Source organism: Leclercia sp. W6 (assembly GCF_003336345.1).
Classification (GTDB): Bacteria; Pseudomonadota; Gammaproteobacteria; order Enterobacterales; family Enterobacteriaceae; genus Enterobacter.
This window is the reverse complement of sequence record NZ_CP031104.1, coordinates 3,094,834-3,119,772: the sequence shown is the minus strand read 5'-3', so window position 1 is coordinate 3,119,772 and position 24,939 is coordinate 3,094,834. Positions and strand designations below refer to the sequence as shown.

Below are 24,939 nucleotides of genomic sequence, written 5' to 3'. Positions count from 1 at the left end.
CTTGTAAGCGTTACCGTGAACCCACGCATTTTTGTTCAAGCGGATCAATGTCGATGATCTTGTACTTTTGTTGTCCTTCTAGCTTTGCAAGTATTTTATTTAAGTTTGCAGTATTTGACTTATCTTTTGTGTCTTTGGATATACACATTATTATTTGTTTTTTAGAAGATGCAGAGTATGTAAGCAAAGCAACCATGCTTTCGACATTCATTGCGTGTTGACCGGGTTCATCGAGTATTAAAAAACCAGGATGATTTATAGAAGTATCTAAAAGTGTAAGATAGAATGCCCATTGAACACGAATGAAATCACTAGCGGAAGAACTAAGTCTTATTGTTTGAGTATCACGGCCAGTAATAACTACAGGAAGCAGTCTTGATGGTGGTTTATTTTGAATTGCAATATGATTAATATGGTTGCTGGTATAGTTAAAATATTCCTGCCCTAATAATGCTTTGAATTTTTTTAAAAAGAAAGCTATCTTGACATTATCTCTTTCATCTGATGTTCTAAGTGAAGTTTTTTCATCTTTAAGCTTAGTAAACTCTACCACAAGATCTTTAAGATCTGTTTTTATTGCTTTAAATGACAAAAGCAACTTTTTATATTGATCTATTTTTTGGGAGGTGGTTAGCTCGGTTAATATATCCGTGCGTAAGGTGGAATCTTCAAAAGAAGAGATGTCTTTCCTCAGGTTTTTAATCTCGTTTTTCTTTAAGGAAATTTCATTGACCAAATAACTACTAATGTTATCGAATTTCAAATCTAGTTCGTTATGTTTACTGATATAAGATAAATAGAGATTCCTTTGGCTTTTTAAAAAAGCTATAGAGTCCCGAAAATTCATTTTTGAATTTGTAATGTTAAGTCTTGATTCAATATTAAGTTCGTGATCGCAGAGTGGACATAAAGACGGTGTTTTATCTTCAGGTAGAAAACTATCTAATTTTAAAGCACTATCTAATCTCTCAATTTCAATATTCAACTTATTGATCGATTCTTTATATTCCTCTATTTTTTGTTTTTCAGAATTCCTTTCTATATTTAATGTTCTAAGCTGTCGGTTTATTAATGCTATTTCTGATTGTAATCTTTCTTGGGAGTTTTTTATCAACCTTGGTGTTAACAGAGAATTTTTTTCTTTGATGTTTTTTATAGTAGATGTTAGTTTACTGTCTAATTCTGTTAGTTCTTTTTCTATATTAACCCATTGTTTTTTATCATCCGAAATCTTGCTCAATGATGACATAGAAATATTACTTAAATCATTACTGGCAAGATCACTATTTATACCTTTTAAAATGAAGCCATGTTCAGAGGCTAGGCCATCAATTCTTTCATATTTTTTACGCCAAGTTGATTTGATGTTCTTTTCTTCCTGAATAAGAATATCCTTTTTAAATTCATTCTCTAAACTTTCTAAATTCAACAAGAATTCTATCAATTTTTGTTTAGCATCTTTTATTCCAAAGTTAGGCATCTGAGCAAAGAAATCAGACCAACCTTTTGTTTGCTCAATTAAAGCACAAGGGAATATGTTCTGAAGGTATAAATGCTTAACTTGGTCAGTATTTTCACTATATGTTTTTGGTAGTTTTATGCCTAAAAATAGAGTTAGCCAGTTATAAAAACCCGATGCTCTGTCATGGTCTCCAGTAGTGTGAACTAAATAAGAACTAACATTCCCATTTTCATTTATTATTATTTTATTTTTATTATCATTAGTATCATTTTTTATATATCTCTTTAAGATTGCCGTTCTATTATTGTGACTAATTTCTAATTCCGCTCTGGATTCAGTAATTATATATGTTTTTCCTTTATGATCGAACTCTCTGGCTATACTCTTATCAAGTATTAGGTTTCGATTGCCTCCCAATAGTTGTTCCATACCTAAACAATAATAAATGCAAGAAATGATGGTGGACTTACCACTCGAGTTATGTCCAGTGATTATATTTAATCCAGAATCAAATTTATATGAAAAACCATATTCTTCTACAGAGCCAACTACTCTTGCATGAAGATTTATGCTATTTATTCTCATGATTTCACCAAAGCAATTTGTTGTTTTGTAATTTTTTAATTGTCATTCTCTTAGTTATATCTTTAGCTGATATATTAATCTCTTTAAATAATCCTTCATTAATCATTTCTTCAACATATGCATTTCCGGTTTCAGTGATTTTTATTATCATTTTCCCGTTTTTATAATCTACTGTCAGTAATTCATAAGAGTGTAAAAGCAATATTATTGGTTTAATTAATGTATTGACATTCCAGACCTGCACGTAATTATAATCTAAGTTGAAAGTATTGTTTATAATATTGTCAAAAGTAAAAGTTATGTATTCTAAATCAACAGATTTGCATTTTCCTTTTAATGCATAATAAATCGTAAATAACACAATTGAACAATATATCTCATTTGTATTAGAGCTGCTAGCCAAAATTCTTCTTTTGTTTAATTTGATTTCTATCATGATCCATTTTCCAAAAAATCTAAATCACAGTTAGCAAGCCAAAAAGCAATATCTTTGTTACGTAATAAGAGTATTTCATCCTTTCGTAATCCATGAGGTGATAGGCTTTCGGATAAAATATTTAAATAATTAAGCTTGATATCTTGATATCCTTTATTTGCCTCAGGGCGATTATTTACATAAATAGTCATATCCTCACCACAAAATACTTGGTGTGCAGTGGAGTAGCTAGTTTCAATATTTGGATAGTTAATCATTCGCTCTCTTGCGAAATTATTTCCACACAGTAAATTAAGGATAATTTTTTTCTTTTCTTGCTCCACTTTACTTGAGATATGTAATATGTTAATTTTCCTATTGATATTATCATTATACTTTTTATTATCTTCTGTACTTTCCCAGTCATGAATTACCGAATCGATATTTTCATCTTTTAAAATTTGCAATGATTTTTTTAATATGTCATTTCCGAAATTATAGTCTTTATCGCTATGCATCTTTAATGAATTATCAATTTCAATAAAACAAGAGGCATTACTACATCTTATTTTCCCAAACAAGGCATCATCAGGAATAGAGGATATAATACCTACTAAGACTAATTGCTGATGGATTTTAATGAAAACGCCAGCTCCAGATATTCCTTGTAAAGCACTGGCCCCCCAACGACCAGAAGAGTCTTCCATAATGCTTTTATCAATATTTATATAATAATAAAAATCATCACATTTTTCTATTTGTTCTTTTGAATATATTGCAGCAGGAGTAATGTTATTGGCGCTTCTGCACCTAGATATTAATTCTAAATTTGGAGTAGATAGCGGATTTAAAAAAACGATCTCCTCAAGATCATTAATATCCCCCTCTAAAACTAGAAGTGCAATATCGCGCCTCTTGCTTTCAACAATATCACCGGAAACTTCATTGATTTTATATGAGCGATTTTTTTCATCAGTTATTTGTATTAGGTGTTTATTTTCATCAAGATTTTGAATAAATGGAGAAACAACATGAAATGCAGTCGCTAGCATAATCTTATTATTTTTTTTAAATATGACAGCACACCCAATAAAATCATTAGATATATAAATATATGCTGCGACTCTATATAGATTATTAATCTGATAACAACTCATAAAATAACCTCGCTTGTGACAATCTTGCAAATTTCAATATTAAGATCTGCTTCATTTGTTATTTCAAATTCCGCAGCTTCTTGATAATTAAAATAAAGATAAAGTTTGTGGAATCCTGCTTTAATAGCATTGATAATTATTTTTATTATTGTCTCAATATTAGGGTGATTATAAGGGCGACTTCCATCAGTTGAAATAATAAACCTATTGCAATTGATTAAGCTTAATAATTCCCATGTTGTATTATGCTTACTACCATGATGGGATATTTTTACTAAATCAATGTTGAGTTTTTCTATTTTTCTATTTTTAAGAACTTCTTTTAATTTTTGCGACACTACTTCTGGATGAGCATCTCCTAACATCAACATTTTTTTTCTTTTATATTCAATAAGACATGCGATAGACGACGAGTTTAATATATCGTTAATTGGATCTTTTACTGAATCGAGTGGTAATACATTTATATCAATTTTTGTTTTTTTTCTTACTATTGATACATAATCATCACTATACTCTTTCTTATGTAACTCTTTCTCAACAGCGATCCATTTATCTCTTAAAGCCTTGATGTGTTCTAGGGTTGGTGATAAAACAGTGATTTTTACGTTTCTTATAAATAAGGTATCTCCTTCACATAATGCTTTGTTTTTTATATTAAGTGAAGATATTAGTTTGGATAGTGACGAGCCATGATGGAAACCAACTTCATCATTATCTTTATAGCGAATGAGTTCTAATGTGTTCCCATAAAGAACCAAGTCTGGATGGAGATCTTTTCTTTGCGCTTTAGAGAGAATATTTAAAAAACCACCAATATGATCATAGTCTATATGGGTAAGCAAATAAAATTCGATATCTTTAATGGGAGGGAGGCAAGAATTGCGGCTCTTTCTTAAGGTTGATGGGATGCCGCTATCAATTAACATATGATTTCCTTCCCACGACAAAAGAATAGAATCACCTTTTCCTGCTTTTAGGATTCCTATACGCATATGTTCCATTGCCTTAATAATTTAGGAATGTTTTTTGAAAGTATTTTAATGATAACATTTTTTGTATGATTTTCGAACTGTATGCATATACACTGGTTTTATTTTCAGTTATAGGTGTGAATAATATATTGCTTTTATTTATTCATTTATTTAAATGTATGATAATACTTTTTACTATGTCATTGCTTATATAATAACCTAAAGTTTTATTTTTTATTTTTGCATGGCATATAAAAATTATTTTTAGTAAATTGTGGACTTTCTTAAGCTATATCATTTTTTATAATGACCTTTGGAATTGATTTATATTCCATCCCTATAATATTAGAAATTTCAAATGATATTTACAGTAGTTCGTTTATTTTTGTACCATTGCTGCTTAAAAAGTGAACGTAAGTTAATATAAGTTATAGGTTTAATAAATTTATGATTTGTATGTTTCACGAATGAAAATAATATATCTTATTTAAAATTAATAAACAATATCGGCCATGCAATCCCAAGTTGATTGAAATTAATTTTAACGATTTCGGTTTATAATTAGGGTTATAATTATAACGGCATAGAGTGCGACTAATCAAGTTACCCAACCTTGTGTGTATACTTTCACGTACTCGCAGCTAACAGTATTTGATTACAGTAGCTTAATTGTTACTTCAATTGCCATTATTCTTGAATACCTTATCTCCTAACTCCTGTACTGCACTATCATTTCTGCCAATGCCTATCGGATAGTGGCTATTTATCACTTTTTTAATAAGCTATTCACCCACACCTCATTCCTTTGTGGACGCTTATCCTTTGTCATCCATAGCTCAAAAATATCGAGCTCTTTTATCTCCCTTGTTAACGTTCGAAGTCTCCCCTCATCCATATCCGTAAACCTCCTCCCATCCACTTCCCGCTCCCCATCTCCATACTTAAACGACACATACCAAACCCCGTCCGGTTTCAGCGCATCCGCCAACCTGCGCATGACATCCGACAACTCCACAGCCGGAACATGCAACAGCGAAGCACAGCACCAAATCCCGTCAAACTTTTCCTTCCATTCAACATCCGCAAAGGTCATCAGCTGAACCGGCAATCCGGTATACTCCCGCGCCAGCTCAACCATCGCAGAAGACGCATCAAACGCTTCCACCTGATATCCCATCTCCTGAAACGCCTTCGCATCCCGCCCTGAACCACATCCCGCATCCAGCACCCGAGCCCCAGGCGCAAGATGTTTAGTAAAGGTCTCGTAGAGTGAGGACATATCGACTTTCACCGTTCCGTCGAAGAAGGTCTGTGCATTGTCCTGATAGTATTTAAGCGTCATTAGAATGTGGCCTCGCCTTCGGCTTTCGGTTCCCAGGTATGAAATAGCCTCACTTTGGCAGCGTTCCAGTTATTTTCAAGAAAGTTTTTCCGCGTGGCGGGTTGCTTTCCGGTCTGCTGGACAATGGTTTCATGCAGCGGAAGTTTGCTCTGAATAAAATACTCGTTGCGGGCATTCAACCGTTCCAGAAGTCTGCTTCCCGGCAGGCGAGCAGATTTGCCCTCAACGCCGCGATTGCAGCATTTGCAGGCCAGCACCAGATTCCACACGCCATTGATATTGGCGACTTCATCGCGTGCCGCCCATGGAATAAAGTGGTCAACATCCGCAAGGTCAGGATCGCCAGGCGTCAGGCTGATGGGTTTGAAGCAGTAGAAGCAGCGTCCTTTCTGGTAGCCGTTTAAACTGTCGCGACAACTGGTGATATTCACCCGACGCGCGTTCACATGACTGAACAGCAACTGATTATCTTGGTCGAACTCAACGCCAACAAGGTTGCGGGAAACCCCCATCGCCCAGGCCTGTTCGACCAGATTCCAGCGCGCAGTGGTTTCAAAAGCCAGGTTCTGGTACTGCTGGCGTTCGCCCAGATGAAAGAAATTATCCGTCAGGCGGATGCCGTTATGAGTCTTACGCTCATCAATGAAAAAACGTTTCTCGATCGCGGCGCCATTCACATTGTGGAAGGCGTCAATCACGTTGGCAAAGCCACGGCGTACCGTGGTTTCAATCAACTGGTTATGAGAAACCTCGTTGTTATTAAACTGCGCGCAGGTATCCAGAAACTGGCTGCGGCTCGAAGTGATCTGCTTCGGCGCGTGTTTCAGGTGTTCGCAAAGATGGCGGCTGAACGGCACGGCGAGTTCGTCAAGGGTGATGATGTCGCTGCCTGTTTTATCAATCTCATACAGGGCATGGGCAAGCGCGAACTTGTACGATGCGACGTTCTTTCCAAAAAGAATCACCCCGCGCCAGTAGTTCTCCAGCGTAGGGTCAGCCTGGTAAAAATCCATCAATGAAATCCTGTTACGGTGGGTGAGGTAGCTAACTACTGAAACCTGTAACGGGATCACATAACAAATGAATGGTGATGTAAACGGTGAATCTATGTATTTGGTGAATTTGTGACGTTTTGCAGTTGAAGGGCGGACTCCAGCGCCTTTAATCAGGTGACCAAATTTACTCTGCCATTCCCATCACCTATATTTTAATGCTCTGCAAGCCGCTCTCAGGCAAGAAAAAATGACGCAATACTGGTGGAAAGATTTATTGGATCGGAACAATCGCTGGCAGGGGCTGGAGCTGACGGTTCGGGCTGAGCAGCATCCCGGTCATGCCATGGAGATGCTCAGCGGCCACCATGGGCGCATGGCATTGCAGTTTCAGGGCGAGACGCTGTTCTGGGCCACAGTGTTGAAAGATCTTTCCGGCGTCTGGCTGGTCTTTAACGCCGACCATCCCGGTCAGCAGGCGCTATTACCGTCAGTGACCTCGGCAGATGTGGAGTCGGTTAAAGCGCAGGGCGCGCAGGCATGGACAGGCGAATGGTGTCGCTACTTTGCCCGGCGGTTGATGGATTCGCCAGCGCCATTGCTGACTGCCGGCCGGTGGCTGTTAAGGCCTATGGCACCGGTAAGTCGCTCCGTGCAACCCTCTGTACCCATCGCAGACTGGCGTTTTGATTCCCCTGCCAGCGCCGGAAACATGGGCTGCAACTGGGTGCTCTATGGCGAGGACTTCCCTGATTTAGCGGATCCGCAAAAAGTCAGGCACGTAGACTGGTGGTGGGGCGGCAATTTGCTGTTGGGACGTTACCCGATAAACACCGATGCGGGGCGGCTGAAATGGTGGCGTAAAAAATGCCGTGAAGGCGCATTACCGCCAGTGTTGGTCCGGCACATTGCCGGGCTGGCGTCTTTTGTAATCCTTGATGGTCATTATCGTCTGCAGGCGGCCATTGCAGAAGGGATCCCACCGCAGTTTTTGGTGCTCAGTGAACTGCATGAGAGAGAGTTTCCCTCCGATCCGCAGCATCAGGAACGTATTGTCCGTGCGCTGGAGCTACAGCAACGTAAAAACCCCGCATGCAGCGTTGAGGGTATAAATCAGACGCTGATTAATCTCTATGATACCCGCTATCTCTATGCTGCTACCCATAGTCGCGCCCTGCTTGGCGACGGAGAAAACTGGGCGCGGGAAGTTGAGGCTTATTTGCATAAACATCAGCTTGGGGAATATCTGGGAAGGATCCTTGAGCGGGTGGAGGTTTAGAATCGCAGGGAAGGTGCAATCCTGGGCATTGAGCCTCAAAGTTAAATTCCAGAAGAAAAAGCCATCTTCAAATCGGAGACAAAGATTTCCCATCTTGTCGCATACCAGACGGGGAGAATCATGGTGAACCTGAAAGGGTGTTCGTTGGCGATCATGAAGTGAAGAATACAGGCTTTCACCAGCGGATTAACCTAGGGTTCAGTGTCGTTTACGAAATCACATCCCCTTTGCAGGCGGCTGCTCTGAGGCTAAGAGCGCTGGCTCCGGCTTCAGTCCATCAGCAACCTTTAATAAATTGAGGTTATGCGTTTTTTAGGACTTTCAGGCGTGGGATGACATTTAATAAAAATGAATTAAATATTGGCTGTACGCGAGGCGTTAATTCAGTCCGATTTCCACTCACTTTGTTTTATATATGCAAGATGCGTCATGCTTAATGCCCCCAACTCCGTTTATTAGTAGTTGCCTAACCCGGGCGAAGCCATATCATTCTGCCGATAACAACTCTCAATTCAGGTAATAAAGATGAAAGACGCGTGGCTGGATACGTGCTCTACCACCATTCAAAACTTCGTGGAGCGTTCTACGAGGCTACAGCCAGATAATCTTGACCTGGAACTGGTCGAAAAAATTGATTTCGACTACCAGATTAACTTAAGTCTCCATTTTCGCATTGAGAAGACAGATCACACGCAGGTAGGAAGAGTCAGCGCCGGGAGCGGCACCCGCGTTTTTACCAGTAATTTCCAGTACGCCGAGGCGCTTCAGGCTGAAACCAGCGCGGTCTTGTCCCGTGCAGAAACACTGCGTGAAGCTCAGGCGCTGGTGCTTTCCCAGCCGTACGGGGCACTTGAAAAAGAGCAAGAGATCTATTCCCACCCAACGCGCCTCTGTTTAACTGAGAACTGCACTAACTGTCATGGTCGCGGACAGGTCAATTGCTCCTGGTGCTATGGCACTGGACGCGTGAGCTGCACCACCTGTGGTGGAAGCGGGCAGGTACTGGAACAGCGTAGCCATTTCGATCACTACACCAATCAGTATCGCACGGAGAGCCACTACCGGATGTGTTACACCTGCACAGGCGGTAAGGTGAACTGCAACCACTGTAGCGGCTCGGGCAACCAGCGCTGTTCACCCTGTGAGGGAACAGGCGAAACAACCCGCATTACCCGGCTTTCCAGCGTTGCCGTGCCCCAATACCAACTGATCTACCATCGTGAGGATGTGCCGAGGTTCATCAAAGATGGTCTCTACAAAGCGGGCATCCCGGAACTGGCGGATTATGGCGCCGTTGAGCTGGCAGATTCCAGTATTGATGAGGGTTTGCGTAACGTTAATTTTATCTACAACGCCAGCGTACCCTTTGCCCGGTTTACGAGTCAGCTGCACCAGGCCCAGCTTGCTGCGCAGCCTGTTAACTGGATCGTTTATGGTCGTCGTCCGCAGATACTGGATGCGGGACATGTCGTTGAGTTGATGTTAAAAAACGATCTTAACGAGCTTGTCTATCGAACCACCAGAGGGAAATTGCTGAATCCGCTTGTTGCTACGTGTAGCCGTAAAACGGTGGCCACCTTTATGGAATCAGAAGCCCATCAGGAGATGCTGGATGCGAACCGCAAGGGTAAATCCGGGGATATGCTCCGCGAAGCGATGAATCGTGGGGTTACTACGACCTATATTGATGAAGCCCTGACCAGCCTGAAAGCCATTACGCAGGCTGTGCAAAACTGGTCGGTGGTGAAGTGGGCAATCTTCAGCGCTGTCATTATCTATCTGTTTATGCCGCTTTATACCGCTTATATCGATACCTGGTTCAACGACATTGCGACAGGACGGGTCTATCTTACGCCGTTCCTGCGCTGGGATAATCAGCATAATTTACTCGCCTCCCTGGAGATACTGGTGCGGTACTGTGGCTTGTTTATTGCCATCGCTGCCGTTGTTATCTCTTTCCTGGGGTATTTATGGCGCAGGGGCTGGGTCCGCTGGCGAATGGGTCAGCATCTGGCTAAATGGGCGGTTAATCAGAAGATTTTACGTAGCGGTTGGTTTGTGAGCCTTCTTCTCACCAGCCTGCTTACTGTTTGCCTGCTGCTGTTTTTCCCGATCTGGGTGACAAATGAGGGAGAACTCTTCGGGCACTATTCCTTAATTGAATTACTTCGCTGGGTTGCTCAGTTCTTAAGATAATACGACCAGGGCTCCCGGTATGTTTTCAGGGAGCCTTTCGCAATCAATAAAAAAGGCGCCCATCGGCGCCTTAATCATTCAATCGCTTATTGAGCCTTTCGAAGCTTCCCGGAGATCACCCCAACAAAGTCCATCACCTGCTTTTGCTTCTGGTCCGACAGCTGACTCACCTCACGCATCAGCGTCTCCATCTCCGGTTCGGACTCCCGGGAGGTCAGGATCATACAGCCCTTCATCACCTTCACATCCACCTTCGTTCCGGTGCTGAACCCGGCTTCATTGAGCCACAGGCCTTTCATGATGAATGCAGGGATGCGGGTGTAATCTCCATACCGCGTCGCATAACTTACGGTAAATACCCGGTCGTCAGCGGCAAAGACTTCTGGTTGCAGTGATTCTGCAATACAATCGATATCAGTCATGGTTACTATTCTCGCTAAATAGTGATTGTGATGAGCGATACGGGCATGTTGGCGCATGCCCGTATTGCGTTAAATAACCCTGTAAATCTAACCAGTAAATAAAAATAAGTCCAGATTAATATAAAACGTTATAAGCGCGTTTAGAGTGCTTTTAAAATATTAATAATCACGAATGCAAAATGATGCTTTTAATTAATTTATATGGCTTAACTGCAATCGGGGATATTAAAGATTTCGCAGTAAATATGCGGACATTGCACCTTAAAACAGGCACTAAATGGATAGTGCCTGTTTTAAGGTGCATTTAATTTTCAGGTCGCCAGACCCACCCCCATCGCCCCCCGAATAATCGGAATCGGCGTCAACAAATGCTGATACATCAGTTCCCCTGCCTTATCGGCATCGCGCGCCAGCACCGCGTCCATCAGTTTCTGATGCTCCACATGCTTCTCTTCTAACATCGCCACCGACAAAACAGTCTTCCTCAACCACACATACCGGTACCGCGCCGCCAAATCAAAAAGCCGCTCCCGCATCTGCATCAAATAGCGCGAACCACACCCCGCCACAATCGCAGTATGAAACGCCTGATGGCGCTGGTCCCACTCGTCCAGCATCGTCTCGCTGGCGTCGCGGGATTCCAGCTTGTTCAGCAGGTGTGCCCGGGCGAGCAGCTCCGCTTCCCACTCTTCGCCGCCGCGTTCGATGGCAAGGCGGACCAGCATCGCCTCCATATTGGCGCGGGCATCAAAGATATCGAGCAGCTCCTGTTCGGACATCGGCGCCACCCGATAGCCTTTCTGGTTAATGACCGTCACCAGCCCTTCGGCAACCAGCTGCGACAGCGCTTCGCGCAGCGGGCCGACGCCCAGCTCATACCGTGACGTCAGCAGGCTCATGCGCAGCTTCTCATCCGGCTGATAGACGCCGCGGATAATGTCGTTCTTCAGCCAGCGGTAGCCGTCGATGGCCGTCGCCTGGGAAATGATGGTCATGGTCCTGCTCCTTGAATACGGCCCGGCTCGCACCGGGCATAAAAATTAACCCTGCTTCGCCTCGTCAAAACACTCGGCGATAATCGCCAGCCCCTGCTGAAGCTGCGCCTCTTCCACGGTCAGCGGCACCAGGATGCGCAGCACGTTATGGTACGGGCCGCAGGAGAGCAGGATCAACCCCTTGTCCCGCGCCCGGGTCACAATCTGCGCCGTCAGGGCAGCGTCCGGTTTATGGTGGTCGCCCTCTTCAAACAGCTCGATAGCGATCATCGCCCCCAGGCCGCGAACGTCTCCGATCTCCCGGTGTTTTTCAGCGATAGCCAGCAACCCTTCACGCAGGGTATTGCCCAGTTTGTTGGCTTTGCCCAGCAGATCTTCCTGCTCGAAGACCTTAATCACCGCCAGCGCGGCGGCGCAGGCGATGGGGCTTCCGGCGTAGGTGCCGCCCAGCCCGCCCGGGGCGATGGCATCCATCACGTCGGCGCGGCCGGTGACGCCCGCCAGCGGGAAGCCGCCGGCAATGGATTTGGCGAAGGTGGTGATATCTGCCGCCACGCCCATCTGCTCCATGGCGAAGAAGGTGCCGGTGCGGCCCGCGCCGCTCTGCACTTCATCGGCAATCAGCATGATGCCGTGCTCGTCGCACAAGGTACGCAGGCGCTGCATAAAGGCAGGGGAGGTGGCGTAGAAGCCGCCTTCACCCTGGACGGGCTCGATCACGATGGCGGCGATATCTTCCGGTGCGGCATCGTTCTTGAAGATGCGATGGATGCTGGCGATGGCGTCGTCATCGCTGATGCCGTGCAGGGCGCAGGGATAGAGGGCGCGATAGACGTGGCCCGGCATCAGCCCCATGCCCGCCGAGTAAGGGTTCACTTTCCCGGTGAGCGACAGGGTGTAGTGGGTACGGCCATGATAGGCCCCGGTAAAGGCGATGGTGCCGTTGCGCTTCGTGGCGGCGCGGGCGATTTTCACCGCGTTCTCCACCGCTTCGGAGCCGGTGGTCACCAGCAGGGTCTTTTTCGGGAAATCCCCCGGCACTTTCTGGTTCAGGGTTTCGCAAAGCTCCAGATAGGGTTCATAGGCCAGCACCTGGAAGCAGGTGTGCGACAGCTTTTTCAGCTGCGCTTCTACGGCGCTCACCACCTCCGGATGCAGATGCCCGGTGTTCAGCACCGCAATCCCCCCGGCGAAATCAAGATACTCACGGCCTTCGACGTCCCACACCCGGCAGTTCTCGGCGCGGGCGGCAAAGATCGGGTGGATCTGGCCCACGCCGCGGGGGATGGCATTGCTACGACGCTGCATTAACGCTTTATTGCTGCTCATTGAAATCTCCTGAAAGATTAAAGGCCGATGCACATATATTTGATTTCTAAGTAATCTTCGATGCCGTATTTAGAACCTTCCCGACCCAGGCCGGAGGCTTTGATGCCGCCGAACGGGGCCACTTCGTTAGAGATAATGCCGGTGTTAATCCCGACGATGCCGTACTCCAGCGCCTCGCCCACGCGGAAAACGCGGCTCAAATCGCGGGCGTAGAAGTAGGCGGCGAGGCCGAACTCGGTGTCGTTAGCCATATGAATAACGTCCGCCTCATCCTTAAAGCGGAACAGCGGGGCCAGCGGGCCGAAGGTCTCCTCTTTCGCCACTTTCGCATCACCGGGTACATCTACCAGAATAGTCGGCTGGAAGAAGTTGCCGCCTAATTTATGTAGCGATCCGCCGGTAACCACGCGCGCGCCTTTCTCCACCGCGTCGGCAATGTGTTCTTCGACTTTCTCCACCGCCTTGCCGTCAATCAGCGGCCCGATGGTGACGCCCTGGGTCAGGCCGTCGCCAATCTGCATTTTTTCCACCGCCTGCTGGAGTTTTTCAGCAAAGCGGTCGTACACGCCCTCCTGCACGTAAAGGCGGTTGGCGCAGACGCAGGTCTGCCCGGCGTTGCGGAACTTGGAGGCCAGCGCCCCTTCCACGGCCTTATCGAGGTCGGCATCGTCAAAGACAATAAAGGGCGCGTTGCCGCCCAGCTCCAGCGAGACCTTTTTGATGTCCTTCGCGCACTGGGCCATCAACTGGCGGCCAATCTCGGTCGAGCCGGTAAAGGAGAGCTTGCGCACCAGCGGGTTGCCGGTCAGCTCGTTGCCGATATCGGATGCGGAACCGGTGACCACGTTAAACACGCCCGCCGGAATGCCCGCGCGGCTCGCCAGTTCGGCCAGCGCCAGGGCGGAGTAGGGGGTCTGGCTGGCGGGTTTGAGGACCATGGTGCAGCCTGCCGCCAGGGCCGGGCCCGCCTTGCGGGTGATCATCGCCGCGGGGAAGTTCCACGGGGTGATGGCAGCGGTGACGCCAATCGGCTGCTTAATCACAATCAACCGCTTGTCCGCCTGATGGCCCGGAATGGTGTCACCGTAAACGCGTTTCCCCTCTTCGGCGAACCACTCTATAAAGGAGGCGGCATAGCTGATCTCGCCTTTGGCTTCGGCCAGCGGTTTGCCCTGTTCGAGGGTCATCAGCTGGGCCAGATCGTCCTGGTTCGCCATCATCAAATCGAACCAGCGGCGCAGAATGTTGGCGCGCGCTTTGGCGGTGAGCGCGCGCCAGGCGGGCAGGGCGCGGTTCGCCGCCTCAATCGCCTCGCGGGTCTCACTGGCACCCATTTTTGGCACGCTGCCCAGGGTCTGGCCGTTCGCCGGGTTGGTTACGGCGAGGGTCTCAGCGCTGTGGGCGTCGCACCACTCTCCTTCTATATATGCCTGCTGACGGAATAAGCTGGGATCGTTGAGTTGCATGATGGCTTCCTGTCTCAGAATGATTAACGGGTATACGCGGCGTGGAGTGTCTCCACGCCACTGGCCGCCCGCAGTGAACGCCCGGGGTTGTGCTGGCTGGCGAGCAGGGTCTGGACCTTACTGACAATATGCGCCCCGATGGGGATCGCCGAGGTCGCCGCCGGTGAGGGCGCATTACAGGTATGGATGGTGCGCGGCGTGGTGACAAATAAAAAGTCGTCGATCAGCTTCCCTTCTGGCGAAACTGCCTGCGCCCTCACACCCGCAGGCCAGGGGTGCAGATCTTTCAGGGTCAGGCTCGGGCAATATTTTTGCACCTGGCGCAGGTAGCCGCTTCTGCACAGGGAGTTTTTCATCTCGCTTAAACCCGAGAGAAGGTTGTTTTGCAGCACCCGGCGGATACCGGAGGAACCGAGAATTTCCAGCATATCGGTGAGGGAGAGATCGCTCTTGCGGTAGCCCTCGCGCTTAAAGGCCAGCACCGCGTTAGGCCCCACCGTGACGCTGCCGTCGATCATCCGGGTGAGATGCACGCCCAGGAACGGCATGGCCGGATCGGGGATCGGGTAGATAAGGTGGTTCACGATCTGATTGTGTTCCGGCGCCAGGCGGAAATACTCCCCGCGGAACGGACAGATAATAAAGCCGGGGTCGATGCCGAGCATTTTCACCAGCCGGTCGGCCATGAGCCCGGCGCAGGCAATCAGGGTAAGGGCTTCAAACTCGCGCCCGTCGCGGGTATGAATGACAACGCCGCTGGCGTGCTCCTTCAGGGCGCTGACCTCGGCGTTGAAAATCACCTCCCCGCCTTGTTGCTGGAAGCGTTTTGCCATCGCCGCTGCCACCTCGCGATAGCTGACGATCCCGCTGGAGGGGACAAAAATCCCGCCCAGCCCGGTGATGTTGGGCTCGCGCTCACGAAGTTCGGCACCGCTCAGCCACTCGCGCTCGATCCCGTTGGCGGCGGTGCGATCCCACAGGGCCTGCATCCGTGCCATCTCCAGCGGGGAGGTAGCCACCAGCATCTTGCCGCAGGTGTCATAGCGAATAGCGTTCTCATCGCAGAAGGCTTTGGTGGCGCGGTTCCCCGCCAGGCAGAACTGCGCCTTCAGGCTGCCGGGAGTGTAATAGACCCCGGCGTGGATCACCCCGCTGTTGCGCCCGGTCTGGTGGCAGGCCGGGCCAGCCTCCTTCTCCAGCAGGGCGATGCGGGCATCCGGGTAGAGCGCAATCAGCTGCATGGCGGTCGACATGCCGATAATGCCGCCGCCGGTAATGACAAAATCATACATCCGCGCTATCCCTACTGATGAGTCTGATAGTGGGTGGTGGCATAGCTGATATACCCGCGCTGACGCATCAGCTCCCGGCGCAGATCCGGGTGCGGGGTGAAGCGATCCCGGCCATGTAGCCAGAACATATTGTTAATCAGCAGGAACTTACCCACCGGGACCGGAATGGAGATGATGTTTTTGCTGCTCTCCAGCGCGTCCGAAAGTTCGCTCAGCCAGACACCCTCTTCAAAATCTTTCGGCTGTACGAACTGGTCGATATAGCGCATCACCGGGCGACCCTGCTGGTCAACATCGAACACCGGGTGGAACACATCCTGAGAGACGTTTTTGCTCGGCGGTGCCGTCCAGCGCAGCGGGCGACGGGCCAGCGGATGGCTGAAGAATTTATCCAGCGCTTCCCAGTCGTCGAGGTGCAGCAGCAGGGAGTTGCCGCCCTGCATGTTCTGTTCGTCGATTTTCATCATCAGCACGTAGTCGGTCACTTCATCCACGAAGGTGCCGTCGTTGTGCAGCTCCAGCACGCGGTGGGGCTGACGCAGGTAGCTGTCTGAGTTATCGACGTTTTTCACCGTAAAGCGGGCGTAGTACTGGCCGCTCATGGCGTCGTAATTGGAGCGGCCGATCAGGTGCGCCACGGCGGTGGCGATCTTCACCATCTCGTCCGCCTGGGCGACGTTATCCACCCCGACGGCGTCAATCAGCAGGGCGCCTTCGCTGCGGCTGAGGAGAGTGTTCAGCAGCAGGGGCTGAAGCTGGTTGCCGCACAGGTCATCGAGGATCTTCGCCACCCGAAAACGCAGGAAGGATTTGTACTCCAGCGCCTGGATGGGCCACTGCTCCACCTCCCGCAGGAACTGCTGCGTGACCTCCGCGGAGAACGTCAGCTCCAGCAGGCGCGGAGACTGCGCGGAGGGCGCAATGCTAAAACCGGTGATGGTCCGGGCTAACGCCTCGTCGGGCTGTTGTACGGCGGTCAGTGCATTCATCAGAATCAATCCTCTCAGAAAGTATTCAGGGAACGGGGTGTTTCGTAGCCATAAATTAAAAATATCTACGTTTTTGCAAAATGGATTTATTCAGGGGAGATTGTTTGAATTCTGTGATACAGGCAGGAAAAACAGGAGAAGTGGTCGGGAAAATACGCTCTCAGGTCGCTATCTGATCGCACTGGCGTGATGCGCCTCACGGAAAATGCGGGTTAACCATAACAAAAGCGTGACATATCCATACAAATCTTAACAAATCACCCGGGCGACGCTGTACGGCCTTCAGGCGCTCTTCTATACCTTGATTCGTGTTACCTGCGGCCCAATCACTATACAGAGAAAAACGTATGGAACAGACTTCTGGCAAGAAAAGTGAAGAAATTCATAGCGATAATACACAGCAATTTCACCGCTCCATCGGCCTTATCTCTAACTTTTCGCTCGGATTCACCTACCTCTCGCCGCTGACGGCGGTCTACTCCCTGTTTGCCCTGGCGGTGACGCTGGCGGGGCCACCGGCCATCTGGTGGATTCCGATCGTGGCCTGCGGGCAGCTGCTGGTGGCGCTGGTGTTTGGCGAAGTGGCGTCGCAGTATCCGATCACCGGCGGGTTGTACCCGTGGGCGCGCCGCCTGTGGGGGCGAAAATATGCGTGGATCGCCGCCTGGATCTACCTTTGGGCGCTGGTGGTGACCATCACCTCGGTGGCGGAATATACCGCCACCTTCGTCGGGTCACTGTTTGGCTTTGAGACCTCGGCAGGCAACATGCTCATCACCTCGGTGGTGCTGCTCCTGATGATGATGGCCATCAACATGTCGGGCACTAAAAACCTCGCCCGGGTGGCCCGAATTGGCTTCTGGTGCGAGATCGTCAGCGTGATTGCGCTGGGGATCTACCTGCTGATTTTCCATCGCGCGCAGCCCTTCTCGGTGGTCTTCGACTCGATGGGGGTGCTGGCGAAAGATGGCAGCTACCAGCCGGCGTTTATGGCGGCGGCGCTGATCGGCCTGTTTATGTTCTTCGGCTTTGAAGCCTGCGGCAACGTGGCGGAAGAGGTGAAAAACCCGAGCAAGAAAATCCCGGTGGCGATGATCCTCAGCATCGTCTTTGGCGCCATCTCGGCGCTGATCTCGATCCTCGGCTATCTGCTGGCCTCCCCAAATCTGATGAACATCGTCAACGGCCAGATTGCCGATCCGATCCCGGCGATCCTCAACGAAGCCCTGGGGGAAACCGGCGCCACGGTGTTTATCATCATCGCGGTGATCGCCATGCTGTCGTGCATCCTGTCGCTACAGGCCGCGCTGAGCCGCCTGATCTTCTCTTTCTCCCGCGACCAGATGCTACCGGGTAGCGCCTGGATGGCAAAGCTGTCGAAAAACAGCGTCCCGGACAACGCGATGATCGTCAGCTGCCTGCTGCCGGTGCTGATCTGCGTGTGGGTGTACTTCCAGCCGGATAACCTGGCGCGCATTACCGCCTTTGCGGTTATCGGTATCTACATTTCGTTCCAGATGGTGGTGCTGGCGGCGCTGCGCCAGCGGCTGAAAGGCTGGAAACCGGCCGGGGAGTGGAGCGTCGGCGGGTGGGGAATGCTGGTCAATATCCTGGCGCTGGCTTACGGGCTGTGTGGGATTTGGTTGCTGGCCCAGCCTGCCGAGAGCGCAAGTTTTATCGACCGCTGGACGGTGCTGGTGGGGCTGTCGGTGGTGGTGATTTCGGGGCTGGTGTACATGGCGCTGGCCCGACCGTTTGGCCGCTCAAACGCGCCGGAAAACGACGCGATTGAGCACGCAAAACGCCTTAACGCGGGACAATCTCTGTAATTCACTCAGACCATAAAAACAATGGAGTCGGCTATGCAACACAACTTACTGATTAATGGCGAACTGGTTGCGGGTTCAGGTGAGATGCAACCCGTGTACAACCCGGCCACCGGCGAGGTCCTGCTGGAGATAGCCGAAGCCAGCGCGGAGCAGGTGGATGCCGCAGTGCAGGCGGCCGATCGCGCCTTCCGTACCTGGGGCCAGACCACGCCAAAAGCGCGCGCCGAATGTTTGCTGAAGCTGGCAGATGTCATCGAACAGAACGCGGACACCTTCGCCCGACTGGAGTCGCTGAACTGCGGCAAACCGCTGCACTGCGTGCTGAACGACGAGATCCCGGCCATTGTCGACGTGTTCCGCTTCTTTGCGGGTGCAACCCGCTGCCTGAACGGTCTCGCCGCCGGGGAGTATATGGAGGGGCACACCTCGATGATCCGCCGTGACCCGGTGGGCGTTGTCGCCTCCATCGCCCCCTGGAACTACCCCCTGATGATGGCGGCCTGGAAGCTGGGCCCGGCGCTGGCAGCGGGGAACTGCGTGGTGCTTAAGCCGTCGGAGATCACTCCGCTGACTGCGCTGAAGCTGGCTGAGCTGGCGAAAGATATCTTCCCGGCAGGGGTGATTAACGTCCTGTTTGGCCGCGGGAAAACCGTGGGCGACCCGCTGACCGGCCACGACAAGGTGCGCATGGTCTCCCTGACCGGCTCCATCGCCACCGGGGAGCACATTATTTCCCATACCGCGCCGTCGATTAAGCGCACCCATATGGAGCTGGGCGGCAAAGCGCCGGTCATCGTCTTTAACGACGCCGATATCGACGCCGTCGTTGAAGGCGTTCGCACCTTCGGGTTCTACAACGCCGGGCAGGACTGCACCGCCGCCTGCCGTATCTATGCGCAAAAAGAGGTCTATAACACGCTGGTGGAAAAACTGGGCGTCGCCGTCGCCAGCCTGAAAATGGGCGCACCGGACGATGAAACCACCGAGCTGGGACCGGTCAGCTCCGCCGCCCATCTAGCCCGCGTCAGCGAGGCGGTGGAACGCGCCAAAGCCCTGCCGCATATCCACGTGGTGACTGGCGGCAATGTGGCGGGCGGCAGCGGGTATTACTACCAGCCAACCCTGCTGGCCGGGGCGAAGCAGGAGGATGAGATTATCCAGCGCGAGGTCTTCGGCCCGGTGGTGAGCGTCAGCGTGTTTGACGACGAAGAGCAGGTGCTGGCGTGGGTCAATGACTCACAGTATGGCCTGGCCTCGTCGGTCTGGACCCGGGACGTGGGTCGCGCGCACCGCATGAGCGCCCGCCTGCAATACGGCTGCACCTGGGTGAACACCCACTTTATGCTGGTCAGCGAGATGCCGCACGGCGGGCAGAAGCTCTCCGGCTACGGCAAGGATATGTCGATGTACGGGCTGGAAGACTACACCGTGGTGCGGCATGTGATGGTGAAGCACTAACCGGCATTGCCCGGCGGCGCTTCGCTTGCACGGGCCTACAGGTTTTGTCATTTCGTAGGCCGGGTAAGCGCAGCGCCACCCGGCGTAAAGGTTGATGAGTAGGGAAAATATATTTCCCCTCATTCTTAATCCCAGAACAATTAAATAATACATTACAACAATAAATTCCGAATAATTAAGTATGATATAGACAACGGTAAAATAGATTACTTACTATCAGAGCTTTACTTATATAAGGATATATATTGTGAGCTCAAGACAAGATATCAGGGATGGTGCTGACTTCGAACATTCATTAAGAGGGCTTATTTATACCGATGTGCTGGGTTGGATAGATATGGGTCATGCCCGTGGCGATGATGTTGAAGAGCTCAGAAGACAGTTTGTGCAGGGTGAGGGAAGTGGGCGGGATTACTATGTCGTTATGTATCGTCAGGATATGAGCGTAGCAAAATTTGGCTCTCGCCTGGGTATTGGAAGGTTCGCCAGATGGGAAATAAAACGTGGCCGCGATATGCACGATATCAATCGTATGATGTTGGCGATGATGATGATTACCGCATTCAATTTCGAAGATTTACAAAGCCTCCGGTTATTTACCTGGTATACAGATAGCGGCTTTAGTGGAGAGGATTTAGTTTCTGACTTGTTTGGATTCTATCGTGCTATCAGACCCGGATTCTATGCCGACCAGGTGAAGCCTGTAAGCTATGAATCTGCGTTACGGCGATGGGATTATTATGGAGCTATTGGCTCTTTTAAAAATTGTGGCTTTAAACCCATCATTTTTCCTGATCCAGACGACCCTTGTGTTAAGCATGAGCCTTACATCGCTGAGCTTCCCATGTTTATGAGAGGGTTGTATCCCTGGGATGATTTTACTTCTGGCATCGTTAATGTTCTTACCGAAAATGGCACAGCATTTGGATATACAGGGGCTAGATGATGCGCTTTACCTTTATCAGATACCTCATTCTTTTTTCCGTCACAGTCTTAATTCTCTGCTTTCTGTTCATCTACCTTATTGCATCTGACATAAACGAGATGACGGTCTACAAAGAAACCGATCGCTATCGTTATTACACTCTCACCTATAATGAAATTCAAAACGCGCCGAGAATTTCCCGAAGTTACTATTTTGAATCTCAACCCGGTGACGGATATCCTCCTTCGAATGCCATCATTTTCAAAGATACGACTAATGCCGAACCGCTTCGTGTCTACTTCGCCGATTTAGGCTATATCAAAGAAAAGCGAACACAGCGTGGAATGGAAATGTGGTGCCAGCCAAAAAAAGCGTGCAAAGAGCGCTTCTATTTATACGTCGATAAGCATGCTAAAGAAGTGAGGTTAACCTCTATCAAGGAGTGAACCCCATGCTCAACGCCCTCAAACACCTGACCCTCGCCGTCAGCAATCTGCCTGACAGCATCACCTTCTGGCGCGATCTTCTCGGCATGCGCCTGCATGCCGAATGGCACGCCGGGGCCTATCTCACCTGCGGCGATCTCTGGCTCTGTCTGTCCTATGACGATACGCGCAAATTTATTCCGCCGCAGGAGAGCGACTACACCCACTACGCATTCTCTGTCGCACCAGAACACTTCCAAACCTTCACGCAAAAGCTTAAAGACGCAGGCGTTACCGTCTGGAAAGAGAACAAAAGCGAAGGGGAGTCGTTCTATTTTCTCGACCCGGACGGGCACAAGCTGGAACTGCACGTGGGGGATCTGGCCGCGCGGCTGGCGGCGTGTCGGGAGAAGCCTTATGCGGGGATGGTTTTTACCTCAGACGAAACGTAATTTGCCCGGCGGCGCTGCGCTTGCACGGGCCTACAAACCATGTAGGCCGGGTAAGCGAAGCGCCACCCGGCAACAAACTTAACACTTACAGCGATTTCACAAACGTCAGCAGGTCTTCATTCAGCTGGTCCTGATGCGTCAGCGCAAAGCCGTGCGGCGCGTTGTCATACACCTTCAGCTGGGCATTGCCGATCAGCTCCGCCGCCACTTTGCCGGTGGTTTCGAACGGCACGATCTGGTCGTTGCTGCCGTGGATCACCAGCGTCGGCACGTCGACTTTCGCCATATCCGCACGGAAGTCGGTTTCGGCAAAGGCGGTTACGCAGTCCAGGGTGCCTTTCAGCGAGGCCAGCAGAGCGATGTTCAGGGTCTGGGTCAGGGCGCCTTCAGAGACGGTCTGCCCGGCGTTGGTGCCGTAGAACGGGGTGGCGAAATCGCTGATGAACTGGGCACGATCTTTCAGCAGCCCGTCACGAATGCCGGCGAAGACCGACTGATCCACACCCTGCGGATAAGAGTCGGATTTACCGAAGATCGGCGTTACCGCACCCAGCAGCGCCAGCCCGGCCACGCGGTCGGTGCCGTAGGTGCCGATATAACGACTGACGTCGCCGCCGCCCATGGAGAAGCCCACCAGGGTCACGTCACGCAGATCCAGCGCGGTGATCAGGTCGTTGATGTCGGAGGCAAAGGTGTCGTAGTCGTAGCCATTCCACGGCTGATCCGAACGGCCAAAGCCGCGGCGGTCGAAGGCGATGGCGCGAAAACCGCGCTCGGCCAGATAGTTAAGCTGGCTGTCCCACATGTCGGCATCCAGCGGCCAGCCGTGGCTGAACAGCACCGGCTTACCTGCACCCCAGTCTTTGTAGTAAATCTGCGTGCCGTCTTTCGCTTTGATCGTAGCCATAGTCTCTTCCTCAAAAGGTTGTTTTAGGTTTTAAACCGGCGCCACCAGATAGCGGGTCGCCGGGGGTGCATCGCCCTGATGAAAAGCCAGGACGCGGCTTTGCAGCAGGTGGTCATTCATGGTGTGGCGCTCCTGCAGGCGCAGGTGTTCCACCCACGATCCCAGCAGGAAGGTCTCGATATACAGGCCCGGCTGGTCGATATCTTCATACACCGCCCAGCTGATGGCCCCCGCACGGCGGCGCACCCGGCGCAGCTCGTGGACGGCCTGCAGGAAATCGCTGACCGCTTCAGGATCGATCCGGTACTCGCAGGAGACCAGCACCGGGCCGCGCTCGTTGGGGATGTTCTCCCGGGCGTCGTCGGCGATAAGCCCGCTGGTGTCGAGGTTCAGGTTAGGATCTTTCTCCAGCTTCCAGCGCAGCACCGTGGCGCTCGCCAGCAGCATCCCCACCGTTGCCACGCAGAGCGAGGTGGCGGTGTTGGCGTGCGAGGCGATCTGCCCCCACAGGGCGCTGCCCGCGGTCATCGAGCCGAAGAAGACCGTCAGATAGACCGCCAGCGCCCGGGCCTTCACCCAGCGTGCGGCGCTGCGTTGCGCCCCCAGGTTGAGGGTGGAGAGCACCGCGATCCACGCAAAGCCGGTGAAGAACTCAAACAGGTTCAGTAGCCAGAAGTGGCGCACAAAGGCCAGGGCCAGCATGGTGATGGCGAAAACCAGGCTTGCCGCCACCATCAGTTGGTCGGCATTGAGGCGCTGACGCAGACGCGGCAGCAGCACCGCCCCGGCAATCGCCCCCAGACCGATACAGGCCAGCATGATGCCGTACCCCGCCGGGCCGAGGCCCAGCTCCCGGCGCGCCACCAGCGGCAGCAGCGCCCAGCCCGCGCTGGCGAAGAGAAAGAACGCCACGGTGCGAATTAAGACGTTACGCAGCACCGGGGCGGCGTGCACATAGCGCACCCCGGCACGCACCGCCGAGAAGAAGTGCTCCGGCGGCAGGCGCTGCACCGATGCCGCAGGTTTCCAGCGCCACAGCACCCATGCCACGCCCAGCACCGACAGGGCATTGAGCAGGAATACCATCCACGGCCCCGCCAGCGAGAGCAAAAAGCCCCCCAGCGCCGGACCGATGGCGCGGCTGATGTTCACTCCCAGCGAGTTCAGCGCAATCGCCGGGCCCAGCTCCGCCTTGCTCACCAGATCCGGCACCACCGCCTGGAACGGCGGCGAGCTCATGGCGCTGCCGACGCTCAGCAGAAAGGCCGCCACCAGCAGCACCGTCGGGGTCACCTGGCCGGTAAACGACAGCACCGTCAGCCCCGCCGCGGCAATAAACACCCACAGCTGGGAGAAGAGCAGGTACTTGCGACGATCGACGATGTCCGCCATCACCCCGGAGGGCAGGGCGAAGAGGAACATCGGCAGGCTGCTTGCCGCCTGCACCAGGGCGATATCCAGCGGATCGGCGCTGAGGGTCAGCATGCTCCAGTTCACGCCGACGTCGCTCATCCACGAGCCGACGTTGGAGACCACCGTAGCGATCCACAGCATGCGGAACACCCGCTGGTGCAGCGGCTGCCACGTTGAGATCGCCGGGGCAGGCGGATGTTCGATGTGCGCGTCGGTCACCTGGGTCATGCGAATCTCTCCGTGGCACGTGTACGCAGCCGCCAGCCACCGGGGCCGGTGATGGCCAGGGTGGTGAAGATGATCAGCAGCAGCCAGCCAAACTGACCTTCGGCGATCGACCAGCCCGGATGCACCACCAGCATCGCCACCAGCAGCACGGCGATGATTGGCACGCAGGCCAGCCGGGTCGCCACGCCGAAGAGGATCAGGATCGGGCAGATCACTTCGGCAACGATCGCCGGGATCAGGCTGAAGTACGGCCCGAAGCCAAAGGGATCTTCGATCCGCGTCAGCTCTTCGCTGAAGTGCAGCACTTTCGGCAGACCGTGCACGTAGAGCAATAGCAGGCTGCCGGTGATGCGCAGGAAGAACAGCCCCAGGTCGATCCGGGGCAGGTTGGGTTGAGTTGAATTCAT

The 24,939-nt window shown here is 51.1% G+C and carries 22 protein-coding genes; 7 read left to right on the top strand and 15 right to left on the bottom strand.

Annotation, left to right across the window (positions count from 1 at the left end):
* Positions 1–10: 10 nt before the first annotated feature.
* The 6 genes from DVA43_RS15230 to DVA43_RS15205 form a co-directional block, all read right to left on the bottom strand.
* A complete protein-coding gene (locus tag DVA43_RS15230) occupies positions 11–2,047 on the bottom strand; it encodes an AAA family ATPase (protein WP_114316034.1) in 2,037 nt (678 codons plus the stop codon).
* 4 nt (positions 2,048–2,051) lie between these two features.
* Entirely contained in the window at positions 2,052–2,483 is a 432-nt protein-coding gene (locus tag DVA43_RS15225; RefSeq protein ID WP_114316033.1) for a hypothetical protein, read from the bottom strand.
* On the bottom strand, positions 2,480–3,619 hold the full coding sequence (locus DVA43_RS15220; RefSeq protein ID WP_114316032.1) for a serine protease: 1,140 nt from the start codon (positions 3,617–3,619) through the stop codon (positions 2,480–2,482). Before DVA43_RS15220 ends, DVA43_RS15225 begins: the two co-directional genes overlap by 4 nt.
* Positions 3,616–4,614 (bottom strand): ComEC/Rec2 family competence protein, encoded by a 999-nt coding sequence (locus DVA43_RS15215; RefSeq protein WP_147271037.1) that lies wholly within the window; start codon positions 4,612–4,614, stop codon positions 3,616–3,618. Before DVA43_RS15215 ends, DVA43_RS15220 begins: the two co-directional genes overlap by 4 nt.
* Before the next feature lie 745 nt (positions 4,615–5,359).
* Positions 5,360–5,935 (bottom strand): bifunctional 2-polyprenyl-6-hydroxyphenol methylase/3-demethylubiquinol 3-O-methyltransferase UbiG, encoded by a 576-nt coding sequence (locus DVA43_RS15210; protein ID WP_114316030.1) that lies wholly within the window; start codon positions 5,933–5,935, stop codon positions 5,360–5,362.
* A complete protein-coding gene (locus DVA43_RS15205; RefSeq protein ID WP_114316029.1) occupies positions 5,935–6,948 on the bottom strand; it encodes an HNH endonuclease domain-containing protein in 1,014 nt (337 codons plus the stop codon). The genes DVA43_RS15210 and DVA43_RS15205 overlap by 1 nt, the downstream gene beginning before the upstream one ends.
* 229 nt (positions 6,949–7,177) lie before the next feature.
* Between DVA43_RS15205 and DVA43_RS15200 the strand changes: the two genes are divergently transcribed.
* Positions 7,178–8,206, top strand: coding sequence for a hypothetical protein (locus DVA43_RS15200; protein ID WP_114316028.1), 1,029 nt, complete (start codon positions 7,178–7,180; stop codon positions 8,204–8,206).
* A gap of 525 nt (positions 8,207–8,731) precedes the next feature.
* Positions 8,732–10,402, top strand: a complete 1,671-nt coding sequence (locus DVA43_RS24730) for a hypothetical protein (RefSeq protein WP_168194663.1) — start codon at positions 8,732–8,734, stop codon at positions 10,400–10,402.
* An 86-nt stretch (positions 10,403–10,488) separates the two neighbouring features.
* Here the strand turns inward: DVA43_RS24730 and symE are convergent, their stop codons facing one another.
* From symE to glaH, 6 genes are all read right to left on the bottom strand, one after another.
* Positions 10,489–10,824 (bottom strand): endoribonuclease SymE, encoded by a 336-nt coding sequence (gene symE / locus DVA43_RS15180; RefSeq protein ID WP_114316025.1) that lies wholly within the window; start codon positions 10,822–10,824, stop codon positions 10,489–10,491.
* Between the two features lie 311 nt (positions 10,825–11,135).
* Positions 11,136–11,819, bottom strand: coding sequence for a DNA-binding transcriptional regulator CsiR (gene csiR / locus DVA43_RS15175; protein ID WP_114316024.1), 684 nt, complete (start codon positions 11,817–11,819; stop codon positions 11,136–11,138).
* Positions 11,820–11,864: 45 nt separating this feature from the next.
* Entirely contained in the window at positions 11,865–13,148 is a 1,284-nt protein-coding gene (gabT, locus tag DVA43_RS15170; protein ID WP_114316023.1) for a 4-aminobutyrate--2-oxoglutarate transaminase, read from the bottom strand.
* A 17-nt stretch (positions 13,149–13,165) separates the two neighbouring features.
* Positions 13,166–14,614 carry an NADP-dependent succinate-semialdehyde dehydrogenase gene (gene gabD / locus DVA43_RS15165; RefSeq protein WP_114316022.1) on the bottom strand — a complete coding sequence of 483 codons (1,449 nt, stop codon included), beginning with the start codon at positions 14,612–14,614 and terminating at the stop codon, positions 13,166–13,168.
* A gap of 23 nt (positions 14,615–14,637) precedes the next feature.
* Positions 14,638–15,906, bottom strand: a complete 1,269-nt coding sequence (lhgO, locus tag DVA43_RS15160) for an L-2-hydroxyglutarate oxidase (RefSeq protein WP_114316021.1) — start codon at positions 15,904–15,906, stop codon at positions 14,638–14,640.
* Between the two features lie 11 nt (positions 15,907–15,917).
* Positions 15,918–16,895: a glutarate dioxygenase GlaH gene (glaH, locus tag DVA43_RS15155; protein WP_114316020.1), complete on the bottom strand. Its 978-nt coding sequence runs from the start codon at positions 16,893–16,895 to the stop codon at positions 15,918–15,920.
* Between the two features lie 347 nt (positions 16,896–17,242).
* On the opposite strand from glaH, the gene DVA43_RS15150 reads away from it, so the two are divergent.
* The 5 genes from DVA43_RS15150 to DVA43_RS15130 all read left to right on the top strand — a co-directional run bounded on the left by DVA43_RS15150 (position 17,243) and on the right by DVA43_RS15130 (position 21,984).
* A complete protein-coding gene (locus DVA43_RS15150; protein WP_114316019.1) occupies positions 17,243–18,724 on the top strand; it encodes an APC family permease in 1,482 nt (493 codons plus the stop codon).
* 33 nt (positions 18,725–18,757) lie between these two features.
* A complete protein-coding gene (patD, locus tag DVA43_RS15145; protein WP_114316018.1) occupies positions 18,758–20,182 on the top strand; it encodes an aminobutyraldehyde dehydrogenase in 1,425 nt (474 codons plus the stop codon).
* A 247-nt stretch (positions 20,183–20,429) separates the two neighbouring features.
* Positions 20,430–21,128, top strand: coding sequence for a hypothetical protein (locus DVA43_RS15140; RefSeq protein WP_114316017.1), 699 nt, complete (start codon positions 20,430–20,432; stop codon positions 21,126–21,128).
* Positions 21,125–21,553: a hypothetical protein gene (locus DVA43_RS15135; RefSeq protein WP_246842240.1), complete on the top strand. Its 429-nt coding sequence runs from the start codon at positions 21,125–21,127 to the stop codon at positions 21,551–21,553. Before DVA43_RS15140 ends, DVA43_RS15135 begins: the two co-directional genes overlap by 4 nt.
* Before the next feature lie 5 nt (positions 21,554–21,558).
* Entirely contained in the window at positions 21,559–21,984 is a 426-nt protein-coding gene (locus DVA43_RS15130) for a FosA8 family fosfomycin resistance glutathione transferase (RefSeq protein WP_114316015.1), read from the top strand.
* Positions 21,985–22,069: 85 nt separating this feature from the next.
* Here the strand turns inward: DVA43_RS15130 and DVA43_RS15125 are convergent, their stop codons facing one another.
* From DVA43_RS15125 to DVA43_RS15115, 3 genes are read right to left on the bottom strand one after another with little or no spacing between them, the layout of a single operon-like run.
* The gene (locus DVA43_RS15125; RefSeq protein ID WP_114316014.1) at positions 22,070–22,891 is read right to left on the bottom strand and encodes an alpha/beta fold hydrolase; all 822 of its coding nucleotides are present in this window, start codon (positions 22,889–22,891) and stop codon (positions 22,070–22,072) included.
* A gap of 30 nt (positions 22,892–22,921) precedes the next feature.
* Positions 22,922–24,532, bottom strand: coding sequence for an MFS transporter (locus DVA43_RS15120; protein WP_114316013.1), 1,611 nt, complete (start codon positions 24,530–24,532; stop codon positions 22,922–22,924).
* Positions 24,529–24,939 (bottom strand): DoxX family protein, encoded by a 411-nt coding sequence (locus tag DVA43_RS15115; RefSeq protein WP_114317152.1) that lies wholly within the window; start codon positions 24,937–24,939, stop codon positions 24,529–24,531. The genes DVA43_RS15120 and DVA43_RS15115 overlap by 4 nt, the downstream gene beginning before the upstream one ends.

Coding starts and splice junctions, on each gene's coding strand:
- DVA43_RS15230 (WP_114316034.1), bottom strand. CDS start 2,047: ATGAGAATAAATAGCATAAATCTTCATGCAAGAGTAGTTGGCTCTGTA.
- DVA43_RS15225 (WP_114316033.1), bottom strand. CDS start 2,483: ATGATAGAAATCAAATTAAACAAAAGAAGAATTTTGGCTAGCAGCTCT.
- DVA43_RS15220 (WP_114316032.1), bottom strand. CDS start 3,619: ATGAGTTGTTATCAGATTAATAATCTATATAGAGTCGCAGCATATATT.
- DVA43_RS15215 (WP_147271037.1), bottom strand. CDS start 4,614: ATGCGTATAGGAATCCTAAAAGCAGGAAAAGGTGATTCTATTCTTTTG.
- DVA43_RS15210 (WP_114316030.1), bottom strand. CDS start 5,935: ATGACGCTTAAATACTATCAGGACAATGCACAGACCTTCTTCGACGGA.
- DVA43_RS15205 (WP_114316029.1), bottom strand. CDS start 6,948: ATGGATTTTTACCAGGCTGACCCTACGCTGGAGAACTACTGGCGCGGG.
- DVA43_RS15200 (WP_114316028.1), top strand. CDS start 7,178: ATGACGCAATACTGGTGGAAAGATTTATTGGATCGGAACAATCGCTGG.
- DVA43_RS24730 (WP_168194663.1), top strand. CDS start 8,732: ATGAAAGACGCGTGGCTGGATACGTGCTCTACCACCATTCAAAACTTC.
- symE (WP_114316025.1), bottom strand. CDS start 10,824: ATGACTGATATCGATTGTATTGCAGAATCACTGCAACCAGAAGTCTTT.
- csiR (WP_114316024.1), bottom strand. CDS start 11,819: ATGACCATCATTTCCCAGGCGACGGCCATCGACGGCTACCGCTGGCTG.
- gabT (WP_114316023.1), bottom strand. CDS start 13,148: ATGAGCAGCAATAAAGCGTTAATGCAGCGTCGTAGCAATGCCATCCCC.
- gabD (WP_114316022.1), bottom strand. CDS start 14,614: ATGCAACTCAACGATCCCAGCTTATTCCGTCAGCAGGCATATATAGAA.
- lhgO (WP_114316021.1), bottom strand. CDS start 15,906: ATGTATGATTTTGTCATTACCGGCGGCGGCATTATCGGCATGTCGACC.
- glaH (WP_114316020.1), bottom strand. CDS start 16,895: ATGAATGCACTGACCGCCGTACAACAGCCCGACGAGGCGTTAGCCCGG.
- DVA43_RS15150 (WP_114316019.1), top strand. CDS start 17,243: ATGGAACAGACTTCTGGCAAGAAAAGTGAAGAAATTCATAGCGATAAT.
- patD (WP_114316018.1), top strand. CDS start 18,758: ATGCAACACAACTTACTGATTAATGGCGAACTGGTTGCGGGTTCAGGT.
- DVA43_RS15135 (WP_246842240.1), top strand. CDS start 21,125: ATGATGCGCTTTACCTTTATCAGATACCTCATTCTTTTTTCCGTCACA.
- DVA43_RS15130 (WP_114316015.1), top strand. CDS start 21,559: ATGCTCAACGCCCTCAAACACCTGACCCTCGCCGTCAGCAATCTGCCT.
- DVA43_RS15125 (WP_114316014.1), bottom strand. CDS start 22,891: ATGGCTACGATCAAAGCGAAAGACGGCACGCAGATTTACTACAAAGAC.
- DVA43_RS15120 (WP_114316013.1), bottom strand. CDS start 24,532: ATGACCCAGGTGACCGACGCGCACATCGAACATCCGCCTGCCCCGGCG.
- DVA43_RS15115 (WP_114317152.1), bottom strand. CDS start 24,939: ATGAATTCAACTCAACCCAACCTGCCCCGGATCGACCTGGGGCTGTTC.